Source organism: Ruthenibacterium intestinale, assembly GCF_040096265.1.
In the GTDB taxonomy this organism is placed as follows: Bacteria; Bacillota; Clostridia; order Oscillospirales; family Ruminococcaceae; genus Ruthenibacterium; species Ruthenibacterium komagatae.
The window spans coordinates 1-14,079 of sequence record NZ_JBBMFA010000043.1 but is presented as its reverse complement, the minus strand read 5'-3'; the positions used below and the strand labels follow the sequence as shown (position 1 = coordinate 14,079).

Annotated in this window: 12 protein-coding genes; 9 read left to right on the top strand and 3 right to left on the bottom strand. The window is 57.5% G+C overall.

The window, feature by feature from the left end:
- Nucleotides 1-21 precede the first annotated feature (21 nt).
- Entirely contained in the window at nucleotides 22-930 is a 909-nt protein-coding gene (locus tag WMO24_RS01985; protein WP_349214530.1) for a D-alanyl-D-alanine carboxypeptidase family protein, read from the bottom strand.
- 176 nt (nucleotides 931-1,106) lie between these two features.
- Between WMO24_RS01985 and WMO24_RS01980 the strand changes: the two genes are divergently transcribed.
- Nucleotides 1,107-1,943: an HAD family hydrolase gene (locus tag WMO24_RS01980; protein ID WP_349214529.1), complete on the top strand. Its 837-nt coding sequence runs from the start codon at nucleotides 1,107-1,109 to the stop codon at nucleotides 1,941-1,943.
- 40 nt (nucleotides 1,944-1,983) lie between these two features.
- Here the strand turns inward: WMO24_RS01980 and WMO24_RS01975 are convergent, their stop codons facing one another.
- Nucleotides 1,984-2,877 (bottom strand): hypothetical protein, encoded by an 894-nt coding sequence (locus tag WMO24_RS01975; protein ID WP_349214527.1) that lies wholly within the window; start codon nucleotides 2,875-2,877, stop codon nucleotides 1,984-1,986.
- A 12-nt stretch (nucleotides 2,878-2,889) separates the two neighbouring features.
- Entirely contained in the window at nucleotides 2,890-8,184 is a 5,295-nt protein-coding gene (locus tag WMO24_RS01970) for a fibronectin type III domain-containing protein (protein WP_349214525.1), read from the bottom strand.
- A 536-nt stretch (nucleotides 8,185-8,720) separates the two neighbouring features.
- Here WMO24_RS01970 and WMO24_RS01965 point away from each other — a divergent pair.
- From WMO24_RS01965 to WMO24_RS01930, 8 genes are all read left to right on the top strand, one after another.
- Nucleotides 8,721-9,614 carry a transporter substrate-binding domain-containing protein gene (locus WMO24_RS01965; RefSeq protein ID WP_349214523.1) on the top strand — a complete coding sequence of 298 codons (894 nt, stop codon included), beginning with the start codon at nucleotides 8,721-8,723 and terminating at the stop codon, nucleotides 9,612-9,614.
- A gap of 82 nt (nucleotides 9,615-9,696) precedes the next feature.
- Nucleotides 9,697-10,428 carry an amino acid ABC transporter permease gene (locus WMO24_RS01960; RefSeq protein WP_349214522.1) on the top strand — a complete coding sequence of 244 codons (732 nt, stop codon included), beginning with the start codon at nucleotides 9,697-9,699 and terminating at the stop codon, nucleotides 10,426-10,428.
- Nucleotides 10,415-11,152 (top strand): amino acid ABC transporter ATP-binding protein, encoded by a 738-nt coding sequence (locus tag WMO24_RS01955; protein ID WP_349214520.1) that lies wholly within the window; start codon nucleotides 10,415-10,417, stop codon nucleotides 11,150-11,152. The genes WMO24_RS01960 and WMO24_RS01955 overlap by 14 nt, the downstream gene beginning before the upstream one ends.
- 125 nt (nucleotides 11,153-11,277) lie before the next feature.
- Entirely contained in the window at nucleotides 11,278-11,940 is a 663-nt protein-coding gene (locus WMO24_RS01950; RefSeq protein WP_349214518.1) for a TlpA family protein disulfide reductase, read from the top strand.
- A gap of 1 nt (nucleotide 11,941) precedes the next feature.
- On the top strand, nucleotides 11,942-12,088 hold the full coding sequence (locus WMO24_RS01945) for a CD1871A family CXXC motif-containing protein (protein WP_349214517.1): 147 nt from the start codon (nucleotides 11,942-11,944) through the stop codon (nucleotides 12,086-12,088).
- Complete coding sequence (locus WMO24_RS01940) at nucleotides 12,081-12,977, top strand: 4Fe-4S binding protein (protein WP_349214515.1); 897 nt, start codon at nucleotides 12,081-12,083, stop codon at nucleotides 12,975-12,977. Before WMO24_RS01945 ends, WMO24_RS01940 begins: the two co-directional genes overlap by 8 nt.
- A 64-nt stretch (nucleotides 12,978-13,041) precedes the next feature.
- Nucleotides 13,042-13,536, top strand: a complete 495-nt coding sequence (locus WMO24_RS01935; protein WP_349214514.1) for a MarR family winged helix-turn-helix transcriptional regulator — start codon at nucleotides 13,042-13,044, stop codon at nucleotides 13,534-13,536.
- On the top strand, nucleotides 13,533-14,051 hold the full coding sequence (locus WMO24_RS01930) for a flavodoxin domain-containing protein (protein WP_349214513.1): 519 nt from the start codon (nucleotides 13,533-13,535) through the stop codon (nucleotides 14,049-14,051). Before WMO24_RS01935 ends, WMO24_RS01930 begins: the two co-directional genes overlap by 4 nt.
- The last annotated feature ends 28 nt before the right edge of the window (nucleotides 14,052-14,079 follow it).

Below are 14,079 nucleotides of genomic sequence, written 5' to 3'. Positions count from 1 at the left end.
AATCGTCGGGAGACAGAGGGCTCAATGAGCCAGCTGTCTCCCAATTGCGTTATACAGGACAATGGTGTCCTGTATATGGTAGGGGGACGTGGTATGGTTCCCATCCGCTCCCATGGTGACGACAATGTATTCACGACCGCCGATTTCGGCGAAGCTGGCCAGGCAAAGCCCGGCGGCTTCGGTGTAACCGGTTTTTCCACCCAGAATCCGCCCCTGCGCCAGCGACAGGTCCTGCCCGCAGGCCAAAAGGGTACTGGAAAGTTCCAATCCGCTTTCCGTGCAGTAGGTGGGGGTGGTCAGAATACCGCGCAAAAGATCGTTTTTCAGCACGGCGTTCAAAAGAAGCGCGATGTCCGACGCAGTGGAGTACATGCCCCACTGGTCCATTCCCCAGGCGTTTGTAAAATGGGTGTCGTCCAGCTGCAGCGCTTTGGCACGGTTGTTCATTTGTTCGACAAAGTCCGCTTCACTGCCGCTTACAAATTCGGCCAGAGCTTCGGCCGCGTCCGCTCCGGAAGGAAGCAGCAGCCCGTGAAGCAAATCGCGGATGGTGACGGCCTCACCGGGAGCAAAGCCTGCCATGGCCGCATTGGCCGCGATCAGATTGCTGTAGCATTGGCTGCTGAGAGACGCGCGCTGTTCCAGGTCAGAAGTGGTTTCCACCGTGACCAGCGCGGTCATCAGCTTGGTCAGCGAGGCGGGCGCCCGCCGCCTGGTTCCCCGGGCGTATACAATTTGACCGCTTTCACGGTCCAACACGGCAGCGCTTTTGCTGGTCAGAGTCAGCTGATCCAGCTGCTGCCAGCTTGTTCCGGCCTGCGGTGCCGGCGTTGCGTACAGATAGAGAAAAGCAAACAGACCCAGACACGCGATTGCCAGAAAGAAAAAACAGCCTGTGTGGCGTTTGGCGGCTTTCCTTCTCTTTTTCAAGAATGTCCCCTCCTTTTGATCAGGTTCAGTATACGGGGTATTTCTTGAAAAAATCTGAAGAAAAGCCGTCTTTTTTCAAAAAAGTTGACTTGGAGGACCGCATGGGAGAAGAAAAGACTGCCTTCCTTGCGCGCCGCCGGTGTTTGTGTTATCCTGTTTGCCGGGAGGGGATTGGATTGATCCGATTGATTGCGACGGACCTGGACGGAACGCTGCTGAACGATCAAAAGCAGCTGCCGCCGGATTTTTTCAGCATTCTGCAGGCTTTGAACGAGAGAAACATCCGGTTTGTGGCTGCCAGCGGGCGCAGTCGTCAGGCGCTGTCCTATGTATTTGGAAAAGCCCTGGAACACATGACGCTCATCTGCGACAACGGTGCGTTCTGGGTGGAAGAGGGAAAAAATACCTTCCGCAGTGACCTGCGGCCGGAGGATGTGGCGGCAGTGGACGCAGCAGTGCAGACGCTGGGGCCGCGCGTGCGCGCGATTTTGTGCGGGACACGGCACACCTATATTCGGGACTTCCGTGATTCCGCGGAACTGACGGCCCGGCTGGCGCTGAGTTATCGGGATTATGAAACCTATACGGACCCGGCTTCCATCGATGACACGATCTTTAAAATTGCCGTGTGCGATATGGAAGGTGCGGGGCAGCACGCCTACCCGGCTTTGCGCGACCGGTTTGAAGGCAGGCTTCAGGTGGTCTGGTCCGGCCCGGTGTTTCTGGATATCATGAACCCGGGCATCGACAAAGGCGCGGCGCTGACCGCCATGCAGAACAAATGGGGAATCGCCCGGGAGCAGAGCATGGCTTTCGGCGATTTTTACAACGATGCGGAGCTGCTGCGCGCGGCTCAGTACAGCTTTCTCATGGCCAATGCAGAACAGGGAATGGCGCCCTACGGCCGTTACCGTGCTGCCTCCAACAACGACTGTGGCGTGACCCGTGCCATCCGCCGCTATGTGCTGGAAGAAAAACCGCTGCCTGCACCGGGAAGCGCGTGGACAGATTGAAAAAAGCGCCCGGAATCGTACGATTCCGGGCGCTTTTGAATTATCTGCGGCGTTTGAAAAGAACGAATGCGGTGATGAGTATCGCGAGGAGCAGAACGCCGATGACAACATACAGAATGGGGCTGACCACTTCGGCCGGTTGCACGTCGCTCTGAGATGCAGAGGACGAAGAAACCGCGGTGCTGGTGGAAGAAGAGGATGCGGAGCTGCTCTCTGTGCTTTGGGAACCGGAGTTCTCCGCGGATTCGGACACAGAAGAGGAGCTTGCCTGCGGCTTGCTGCTGCCGGTGGCGCCTTTGGACGGAGAAGTGGTCTGGGTCGTGCCTCCGCCCATAGTGTTTCCGGAGGGCTGCGAAGTTGCCGGTTCCGAAGAAGAACTTTCGGAAGAAGAGCTGGACGAAGAGGAGGAACTGTCATCCGGGACAGGGTTCTGGCCGCTGTTGCCCACGGTCAGTTCCACGGTTTGGGCCTCTACGCCGGGTTTGTCGCTTCCGTAGGCTGCATTGGCCAGTTCCAGCGAATTTTCCACCACGCTGACCGAGGCCGCCGCGCCCGCCGTGTCGCTTGTGGTGAGAACCACGGACCCCAGGCTGACGGTATTGTCGGTGAACAGCCGGTCGCGGCCGGATACATAGAGATTCAGGCGACCGGTCTGTGCGTCGTAGCGATATTCGTGCACCGAGCCGGCCAGCGCGCCGTCAAAGGCGAACTGCGCGCTGGTCTTTTCAGCGTCACCGCCGGTCAGCTGAACCTGAAAGCTCAGCCGCAGGGACGTCACGCCGCTGTCGGCGCCTTGGGGCAGCGTTACAATGACGCCGGCGCTGTCCTGCCGGGGTGTCAGCGTCACGGTTCCGCCCGCGGCAAATGCGCCGGCGGGCAGAAGGACGGTGAACAGCACGGCGCACAGCAGCAGGCTGAAAAAGTGCTTTTTCATGCGTTGACTCCTTTATTGTTCAATGGTGATATCGGGAAGCTGCTCAGGCAGACGAACCGGAAGGGTATCGCTGACCAGGCGCTGTCCCTCGTTGGTCAGGGCGTTGTCCACGCGGTACAGCTCGGCACGCACCTGTGTGGGAAGCTGTTGGGGCAGCTGATCCGGCGTCAGCCAGTAGATCCAGCGCCCGTCGCTGGTTTCGCCCAGTTCGCCCTCTTCGGGGACAGGAGCGAGGATGATCTGTTCGCTGAGGATGTTTCCTTCGGCGTCGATGTTGCCGACCACGTTGCCGGCCTCGTCGTACACCATTACCACGTTATAGGCGGGGTTGCCCTTGTACGTGCCCATGAACAGGATGGAACCGGCCGGAATGGCTGCGCCGGTCTCCTTGTCGTACACGTAATCCGCCGTCAGGCGGCCGATGGCGGGCACGCCGTCCTCGGTGGCGCTCAGCTCAATGTTGTCGCCCGTGGGGCCGAACACATCCAGCTCAGACACGGAAACCTCACCCTTGGGGGATTTTACGGTCAGGCGCAGCTGCTGGGCGTCGTAGGTGCATACCCAGGGGTCTTCTCCGTTGGTGAAGAACAGCTTGGCCACGCCTTTTTCCGGTGCAAACGTACCGGAAGCCACAGTGGTCCACACGCCGTTGTTGGAGACATCCACCTGGTACTCCTGGATGGGAGTTCCGTCGGTGACGGTATAGCGCAGACCGGTCACGGCCAGCGTCTGGTGGAAGTCCAGCGTAATGGTGGCCTCGCCGGAGGCGCTGCCGGTGTAGGTGGTGGCGGCGTCGTTGTCCAGAATGCGGGAGATGGCGGATTCCGCTTGCGGCGCGCAGGGGTCTTCCTCGGTGCCGGGGGCGGTGACGCCGTCATCCGCAGAGGTCATGTTGGTGGAGGCACTCCACATGGTTTTGTCATAATCGCCTTCGTGGGCAATTTTCACCGGCTCCAGCGTTTTTACCGCAGAGCGGTTCAGGTAGCGGTCGATCACAGCGACCTCATAGGTCACGGTGCGGTTGTTCATGGTCGTCACGGTGTCCGTGAAGGAAGTGCCGGTGGTAAAGCCGACCACCTGACGCTGGGGCTGACCGTTTGCATACGTAACACGGGCGATCTCGTAACCGAGGATCACGTCCGGGTCTGCGGTGCTGGTCAGCTGCAGATGGACCTGGTTGGGAACGGATGCGTCCACCGCAGCAGCGGTGTCATCGCCCACCACGTTCAAGCCGGTGACGGCTCCGGCAGCGTCCGGATGGGTCAGCGCATAGTCGCGCGCACTGTCGTTCACATAGTACACCGCGCGCTCTTCCGCCGGGAACTGGGCCAGATAGGCGGCCGTGGTTTCGTCGGGAATCAGACCCCAGCGGGTGAAGAAGTCCGTCAGGTCTTTTTGCGCGGCCGCACCCGCCAGACGCATGAAGTTCTGGTCCGCGCTGCCGTTCAGCGTCAGGGCCACCTCTCCGGGTGCCTGAGACGGGTTGCGCGAATAGCTGTCCACACGGGCAAAGAAGCGATTGGCGGCAATTTCCGCATAGCTGTCGTACACCTGATACTCATAGCCGGTGTCGTACGCCAGGTGCAGCTGCCAGTACATGGCCAGCTGCGTGAATACGTCGCTGGAGGGGCCGGTGGTGTTGCTGGTCACCTTTTCATAGACCGCGTCGTATCCGAACCGTACGCCCTCATAGGACTGGGAGATCTGCGAGAAGTAGTTGTTGGTCACCTCTGCCACGGCATAGCTGCCCTGGTTGATGTTGTGGCCGATTTCGTGGGCGATGCCCCAGCCGAACCACTGGCCGCCCGTATAGCGGCCGTTTTCGTCCAGCACCATGGGCGAACCCTGTGCCAGACCGGGCACAGAGCCCCAGCCGATGCCGATGTGGTTGCCGGCCGCGTACATGAACGCCCCTGCAAACATGCGGTGATAGCGAATGTTCAGATGCTGGGCGGGCAGACGGTTTTTCTCGCCGGCGTCCGCGGCGTCCGTCAGACCTTTGTGCTGATAGAACACCGTCATCATCTGGTCCATGGCGTCCAGAGAGTTGCACAGCTGACGGGCTTTTTCATCCAGCGAACCGGAGAGCCCGGCCAGAAGCTGCTGGGCGGAGACCGAGTACATCATCTGGTCCAGCACGATGTCCGTGGCGCCCAGAATGCAGTCTTGCTCATTGTACGCGAAGTCCACGGCTGCGATACCGCTGCCCTGGTGCAGCTCGTCATGGCTCTGCTTCAGCGCAGCCACCTGCTGCTCCAGCTGCTCTACGTAGGTGCGGGTCAGCGCCAGGCGCTGCTGGGCGTCTGTCACGCCGTGGAGATCCAGCACGGCAATGGGCGTTCCGCCGCTGACGCGTACAGAGTACTGATCCGCAGCATTGCTGCCTACGTACTGAATGTACAAAGCACCGCCCTGTTCGGTATCCAGGGTCTGAATCTGGGGAATGGTGATCTCGTTGCGGCCCACGTTCAGAGAGATGGGCTTGGACTGATAATTGGAAACCTCAGCGTTGTACTGGGTGGCAATCAGCTGCAGGTTGGTCTTGGCGCCGGTCTTCAGCGTGTTGTGACCCACATAGATCACGATCTGCTCGCCGGCGTGGGCGGTTACGCCCAGGGGCTGCCAGGCGTTCAGACCGGTGAAGCCCAGATGTTTGTCTGCAGCGGCTGTGATGGTCGGATCGATGGAAATCGTCTGGCGCAGCTGAGAATCCAGCAGGCCCTCGGCGTTTTCCAGTTCTTTCAGAAGGTTCGTGTATTCCGGATGTTTTTCTCCGCTGACCGGGTCGGGGGTATCCAGCCGGGTGCGAAGCGCAGCAATGGTGTCCGCATTTACCTCCGGTTTCAGGGTGATGTGCAGATCGTCTGCGTACAGCGCCAGAATGTCATCCTCAATGCTGTCGTACGCGTAGAAGCGCACCTCCGCAACCGTGACGTAGCTGCCGCCGTACAGATGACCTACGCACAGACGCAGGGACTGGGTGGTCACACCGCCGGGAATCTTAATATAGTAATATTTGCGCCCGTTTTCGCTGGAACGCTGGCCGATGGTCACGCCGGAAATCTGCTGTTCCTTTCCGTTTTCATCGGTGGCATACAGGCGAACATGGCCGTACATGCCCGCGTCTTCGGGCTGCGCCAGGGCAATGGCTCCAATGTGGTAAGTCTGGTCAAAGGTGAAGCGCAGACCGCCGTTATCGGGGTAAACCGCTCCGTCGTCCCAGTCGTTGAGCTGGTAGAAGGAAGTGTAGTCATTGTCGACCACACCCAGAGCGCTGGAAGCGTCGCCTTCATCCAGAGGGCTGTCTTTCATAAAGCCAACCTTGTGCGTCACAGAGGTGATGTGGGCAGTCGTTTGACCTGCATCTCCGGCGGTGTTGATCAGCTGATAGGCGGGCAGGGTGGGCGGCGTCACGTTGACGGTAGAAGCCGCCGCAACCAGCGAGGCATCGCCTTCGCCCAAATCATTGACGCCGGTGACATACACCTGATAGCGCGTGTTGTTTTTCAATCCGCCAATGGTGTAGCTGTTTGTCTCGATGCCGCGGACGCAGATGTATTCGCCGGTGTCCGCCTCACGATAGTAAAGATTGTAAGTATCGGTATCGTCCATGGCTTTCCAGCTGGCTTCAATGCGCTGGAATTTGCCGGTCAGGTTCAGATAATCCGGTGCGGCGGGCTTTTTGGTGGCCTCGGGCCGTGCGATGACCGCGTCGCCGTAGCCGCTGCGCCATTCGCCATTCAGGGACTGTACCTGTACCGTGTACTCTGTCTGGTTGACCAGCTTGTCACCGGCAAAGCGGGTGATGGTCAGCTGGTTGGTTGCGGTTTTGTAAGTCTCCTGTACACCGCCGTGCTGGACCAGCACTTCGTATCCGGTCACGTTGACCGCGTTGTCCCAGGTCACAGTAAATTCACGGTGGCCATTTTCCACCCGAACGTTGGCGGGAATGTCCATCTGAGGGGCAGGGATCCGGCTCTCCATGTCGTTGAGAAACTCCACCTTGGAGATTTCCGCCAGATTGCTGCTGCCGGAGGTGGCCGTGATGCGCAGAGAAACCTTCTTGACGGCAATCTGTCCGCCGAAGTCCACCACCAGGGTGCCGTCGGCCTGCTGCTGCACGCCACCCAAACGGGCCAGTGTGGATACGATGCTCACGGGGATGTCCATCTCGCGCTCAACGCCGTCGGCGTCCTCATACACCACGTGGATCGTGGCCTGAGTGACGGTGTTGTCCGTGCCCAGCGGCGATTGGATGCTCATTCCTTCCATGACGACCGGAGCCTTGTCCTCTCCGGCAAAATCAAAGTCCAGAACCGCGGGGGTATCGGGCGTGATGGCGCCGGCGGTGTTCTCCAAAAGAACGCTGCCGGTGCTGTTCAGTACCTCGTTTACATCGCCCTGAATCTGCGTCTGCTGACCGGCGGCGGTCTGCGCCAGCGCGGCGGGCAAACGGGTGGAAAGGAAGGCCTGCCGGCCGACGCCGGTATTGTAGCTTCCGGCCAGAAGCTGCAGGTCCAGCAGATCAACGGTGCCGTCTCCGTTCAGGTCGCAGCTGCCGTCGTATCCGTCGCTCTCCAGAACATCGATCAGGGAGGACAGGTCGGTGCCGTCCACCGTGCCGCTGGCGTTCACGTCGCCAATGAGCAGCACACCCGGGGCTTTGCCGCTCTGAAAACCGGAAATCTGATCGGTGTACAGCTGCATTTCGTACACAAGGCCGTTTACTTCAAAGCTTTGTGTATATGTTGCAAAGCCGGCTCCGCGCAGCGTCAATGTATACGTTCCGTTTTCCAGTCCGCTCAGGCTCAGCTTGCCCATGGGCAGCGTGTCGGATGATGCGGCAGGAAGCAGAATTGTTTCGCTGCGGGCACTGGGGCCGTCCAGCGTCGCCTGGAACGAAGTGTCCTTTTCCAGGGGCAGGGCGGCGATGATGGTGATTTCCAGCGCGCCCACCGGGGCACCGGGCTCTTCTTCTGCCTCCTCGGCCAGTGTCAGAAGCTCCGGGTCCTCTTCGCCGGGTTCCTCTTCGGGTTCCGCCTCTTCCGGAAGGGCTTCTTCCGCCTCCACCGAAGAATCGGGTTCGGTGAAAGCGCCTTCCGGCTCGGTCTCCTCGATGGGAGTTTCCGGCTGCGGGTCCTGAGAGGAAAGCTCTTCTTCGGACTCGCCGGCAGCCGATTCGGGCTGGGGTTCGGTCACACTTTCCGAGGGCAGTGCCGGAATCTCATCTGCCCAAGCACGAGGCGTTTGGGCGGCAAGCGAGAACACCAGGCAAAAGCTCAGTAAGTAAGCGGTTGCTCTTTTCAATGTTGCACGTCCTTTCCGAATGATGCGCCCGGACAAAGAAAAAACCGGAAAACAATTTTGTTTCCCGGCGACTGATTTCTTTCAAAATCCACTTGGGCGCCAAATACTAATAGTATCTTGTGCTATTAAGTATAAATTCGAAATACGGTAAAATACAAGCGGAAAGAGTTGGTTCGTTGCATTTTCCATGAAATGCACTAAAATAGTGGATGTTTCGAAAAGGTTTCTTGCGTTTTGACTGATTTGTGACCGATGCGGTTTTATACATAATATTCATTCTATGCAGCAGAAATATGCATGCTGTCTTTGCGGAAAATGTTGGAAAGTGGAATACGAATCGGCAAAATTTACCGGGAGTTGAGCGAAACGCACAGAATCTGAAGAGGCAAAAGTCTTTTGCTGTTAAAATTCACGAAATGATAAAATATACAGGCTATACCCTTGACTTTGCATAAATATGCGCATATAATGAGAGCACAGTGAAAGAGACAAAGCCGTGAAAATACACGGTGCTGTTTTGGAGGAGAGGAAGTCTTATGATGAAAAAAGTTGCAGCCATTTTGGCAGCGTTGACCATGGCGTTCAGTTTGGTGGCGTGCGGCGGTGAGCCCACGGTGAACAGCGATGTTTCTATGGAGACAGGTTCCACGTCTGCAGGTTCCGCTTCTGCGGCGGATTCCACCTCTGCGGTGGAAGGAAATGTAGCCGAGCACACGGTAGAAGCCATTCAGGAGCGCGGCAAGCTGATCGTGGCAACCGAGAGCCAGTACGCACCCTTTGAGTTTAAAGACGTAGAGGGAAACATCGTTGGCCTGGACCCGTCCATCATGCAGGCGCTGGCCGATGACCTGGGCGTGGAGCTGGAGATCATGGACATTGCTTTTGACGGCGTTGTGCCTGCAGTTCAGTCCGGTGCGGCCGACATCGCACTGGCCGGTCTGTCCGCTACGGAAGAGCGCAAACAGAGCATCGACTTCAGTGATCTGTATTTTGAAGGCGGCCAGGTGCTGCTGGTACCGGCAGGTCAGGAAGAAACCTATACGCAGATCTCCGATTTGGACGGAAAGACCATTGCAACGCAGAAGGGCACCGTTCAGCAAACGCTGCTGGAAGAGCAGTTTCCCAATGTCACGGCGAACCTGCTGCCTCAGTTCCCCGCAGCTGTGATGGAGCTGGTGGCCGGCAACTGCGAAGCGGTTCTGATCGATAAGGTGAGCGCCGAGCAGTATGTGAAAAACTACGAGGGCATCGGCATCAGCACGCTGGTGATTGAGTCGGACGAAAGCGGCTTCTGCGCAGGCGTGATGAAGGGCAATACCAGCCTGCAGGAGTTCATCAACGAAAAAATTGCCGAGTACGAGGAGAGCGGAAAGATCTCCGAGTGGTATGTGGAAGCGATGGAGAAAACTTCCGAGCTGGGCATTGAGTAAGCAGACAAAATGCACGATCCGGCGGAACGCAGGCCGTTCCGCCGGAGTGTTTTGTTCTATTGTAAGGTAAGAGGAGGAAGTTATGAGCAGCATTTTCTCGTTTGAGACCATGTGGAAAATATGGCTCAAATATTCAAGCTTTTATTGGGATGGCGTAAAGAACACCCTTCTGGTCTCCTTTTTTGCGGTGTTGATGGGCGTCTGCCTGGGCCTGCTGATTGCCGGCGGCCGTATGTGGAAGCCCGCCAACACGGACGGAAGCCTGAAGAAGACGCTGAAAGGTGTGGTGCGCTTTTTGTGCACCGCCTATGTGGAAGTGCTGCGTGCTACTCCGCTGATGGTACAGGTCATGATCATTTATTTCGGCGCTTCGGCCGCCGGCTTGAAATTTTCGGATACGAACTTCACCATTCTTTTCTGGGGCCTGATTTCCGTCAGCCTGAACTCGGGCGCATACCTGAGTGAGGTCATCCGAAGCGGCATCGGCGCTGTGGAGGGCGGCCAGCTGGAAGCGGCCCGCGCCATTGGCCTGACGCAGGGCCAGGCCATGCGCTATGTCATTCTGCCGCAGGCCATCCGCAACATTCTGCCCGCGCTGGCCAATGAGTTCGTCACCATGATCAAGGAGACCAGCGTTTTGAACATGATCGGCCTGCATGAGATCATGTTCCGCGCGGGCGACGTGCGCGCTGCTACTTACCGCAGTCTGGAGTGCTATGTCATCGCTGCGATTCTGTATTTCATCATCGTGTTCCCGCTGTCCAAGCTGGTGGCCGCGTTTGAGAGGAGGATGAGCAAGAGTGTCACAAGATAAGCTCATCGAGGTCAAGGGCCTTGAAAAGAAATTCAAGCATCTGGAAGTGCTCAAAGGCATCTCCATTGACATCTGCAAAGGGGACGTGCTGGCGGTGATCGGCCCGTCAGGGTCTGGTAAATCCACGTTCCTCCGCTGCCTGAATCTGTTGGAGGTCCCCACCGGCGGCCAGATTATTTTTGAAGGCGTGGACATTACTTCCAAGCAGACGGACATCAACAAAATGCGCCAGAAGATCGGCATGGTGTTCCAGAACTTCAACTTGTTCAACAATATGACCGTGATGGACAATATCACGCTGGGACCGACGAAAATCAAGGGCGTGCCCAAGGCGGAAGCGGAAAAAAATGCCCTGGAGCTGCTGGGCCGCGTGGGCCTGGCCGATCGCGCCGGGGCGTATCCCATCCAGCTTTCGGGCGGCCAGAAGCAGCGTGTGGCCATTGTGCGCTGCCTGGCCATGCAGCCGGACGTGATGCTATTTGACGAACCCACCAGTGCGCTGGACCCCGAAATGGTGCACGAAGTGCTGGACGTCATTCAGAAGCTGGCACAGGACGGCATGACCATGGCCATTGTCACGCACGAAATGGCGTTTGCGCGGGAAGTGGCAAGCAGAGTGATTTTCATCGACGAGGGCGTCATTGTAGAGGATGCCGCGCCGGAAGAATTCTTTGCAAACCCCAAAAATCCGCGCCTGAAGGATTTTCTCGGCAAGGTGCTGTGATGGAAAAAGACGATTTTGCAAGCAAAATCGTCTTTTTTTAGAGCGGGCAGAACGTGACAAAGTCACTTGACGGGACTGCCTCAGGCTGGTATGATGCAAAAAAGAACTTTCCCGGGAGGTTTTGTATGAAGAACTGGAAAAAAACGTTAGCGGCAGTGCTGGCTGCGGCCATGCTGGCCGGCTGTGCATCCGCGGGCGAAAGCGAAAGCACATCTTCTTCGTCCCAGACCCCGCCGTCCTCATCTGCGGCCAGTGAGTCGCAGTCGGTTCAGGAAGGGTATCAGGTGGACCCGGAATATGACGGAACCGATACGCCGGTGGATTTCAGCGAACTCTCCGCGCAGGATCTGGACGGGACTCCGGTGGACGCTTCGGTGTTTGCAGACTATAAGCTCACGGTCATCAACGTGTGGGCCACTTATTGCAGCCCCTGCCTGCAGGAAATGCCGGACTTGGGAGAAATCGCCCAGGAGTACGCGGAAAAAGGCGTGCAGGTGATCGGCATTGTGGGCGATGTACTCAATTCGGACGGAACCATCAGCGACAGCCAAATGGAAAAAGCCGCGCAGATCGTGACGGAAACCGGTGCGGATTATCTGCATATTCCCATGGATCTGGACCTGTATCGCAGTGATTTAGCGTCCAGCCTGTATGCGTTCCCTACCACTTATTTTGTGGACAGTGAGGGAAAGCCTGTGGGCAATGCACTGGTGGGAATGATTCCCTCCAAAGAGGCCTGGCAGGCGTATATCGACGCGCATCTGGATGCAGTGGAGCAGGCGGGCTGATATGAGCGAGCGGGCGAAACGATGGTTGGCAGCCGCACTGCTGGTGGCGGCTGTGGGGATGATGGCAGCCGGCGCTGTCCGGGGCGAAGTCCAGCAGGTCTGGATGAAGGCGAGTAATATTTGCATGGAGTGTATTGGTCTTGGCTAGTTGGCTGAAACAACAAAAAAAGAATCTGCGCCTTTGGGTCCAGATCGCATTTGCAGCGCTGACCAATGGCTATGTAACGGGTTTTTTAAAGGGGCGGATTTATTCCGGCCCTTTCAAACAGTTGTGCGTGCCCGGGCTGAACTGCTATTCCTGCCCCGGTGCGGTGGGCGCCTGTCCCATCGGTGCGCTGCAGGCGGTGTTAGGCAGTTCCAGTTTCCGCTTCTCCCTGTATGTGTTCGGGTTTCTTGCCTTTGTGGGGACGCTGGCAGGGCGTTTTGTGTGCGGCTGGCTGTGCCCGTTCGGCCTGGTGCAGGACCTGTTGTATAAAATTCCTTTTCCGCGCAAGCTGCGCCGCCTGCCGGGCGACCGCTTTTTAAAATTCCTGCGCTATGTGCTTCTGGCGGTGTTCGTCATTCTGTTGCCCTTGGTGGTGGTGGATTTTGTCGGGCAGGGAAAGCCCTGGTTCTGCAGCTATGTCTGCCCCAGCGGGACGCTGTTCGGCGGCATTCCGCTGGTGTGGCTCAACGAGGGGCTTCGCCGTTCTCTGGGGTGGCTTTACGCCTGGAAAATGGCACTGCTTGTTCTGGTTCTGGCGCTGTCTGTGCTGGTCAATCGCTCGTTTTGCCGCTATGCCTGTCCGCTGGGAGCTGTGTACGGCCTGTTCAATCCCATTGCGCTGTATCGGTTTCAGGTGGATGTTTCCAAGTGTACCCATTGCGGCGCTTGTCAAGCGGCGTGCAAACTGGACATTCCGGTGTGGAAGACCCCCAACTCCACCCAGTGCATTCGCTGCGGCGCCTGCCTGAAGGCCTGCCGCTTTGGCGCACTTCGTTCGACGTTTTCCCTGAAAAAACCGGACAGTTCATTCCCGGAAAAAGAGACCCGCTGACAGCGGGTCTTTTTTTATTGACATATTAGTAACTAGTTGCTAATATAAGAAAGAGGTGTTGACCATGGAAAAGTGGATGCAGGAATACGGTTTGGGGCGCGCAAAGCAGGAGAAAGGATTGTTTGCAAGTTTGTTTATTCTGCAAAACCGCCTGCAGACCGCCTTTGATAAGGAGCAGGGTGAATTAACACTGAAGCAGTTTATGCTTTTGGTCATGGCGCGCCAGGCGCAGATGCACGGAGAAAGCCCCACCTTTATGGAACTGGGACGGATGCTGGGGTGTTCCCGTCAGAACATTAAGAAACTGGCGGCCCTCCTGCAGAAAAATGGATTTGTAGAGCTGCGCGCCAATGCGGCGGACCCGCGTGCCTGCGCCATTGTTCCGACCCCAAAAACGGAGCAGTTTCTGGCAGACTATGCGCACGTTCATGAGGAGAAGTTGCATCTTTTGTTTGCGGATTACTCGGACAAGCAGCTGAGCCTGTTTTATGAATGTATGATGAAACTTTATGAAGGCACCGGGCGGATCGAAGCCGGGGGAAAGGAGATGCAGCAATGAATGCCGTGGTGATCTATCGCTCAAAATATGGCTCCACCGCCCGGTATGCCCACATGCTGGCGCAGAAGCTGGAGTGTCCCTGCCGTGAGATCCGAGGCCTGAAAGTGGAAGAACTGGCCGGCTTTGATACCGTTCTGGCGGGCGGCGGCCTTTACGCCGGCCGTGTATCCTGTGTGCCGTTTTTGAAAAAATTTTGCGCGAAGATGCCGCAAAAGAGGATTTTGGTTTTTGGAGTGGGAGCTTCCCCTCTGGATGCTGAAGAAGTGGAAAAGATTCGTCGCGCCAATTTTCAGGGCCCGTTGGAGCACATTCCTTTTGTGTATTGCCGGGGCGCCTGTGATGAGCAGGCCATGACCTGGAAAGACAGAACCCTGTGCCGGTTGCTGCGCCGCTCGCTGGAGAAGCATCCGCCTGCCTCGATGCCGCCCTGGGCCGAAGCGCTGCGGGAGGCGGACGGAAAACGCTGCGACTGGGTGGATGAAGCCTTTCTGCGGCCTCTTTTGAATCAGTTGTGAAAAAAGGCCGGGGCCGTGCGTCAAGCAC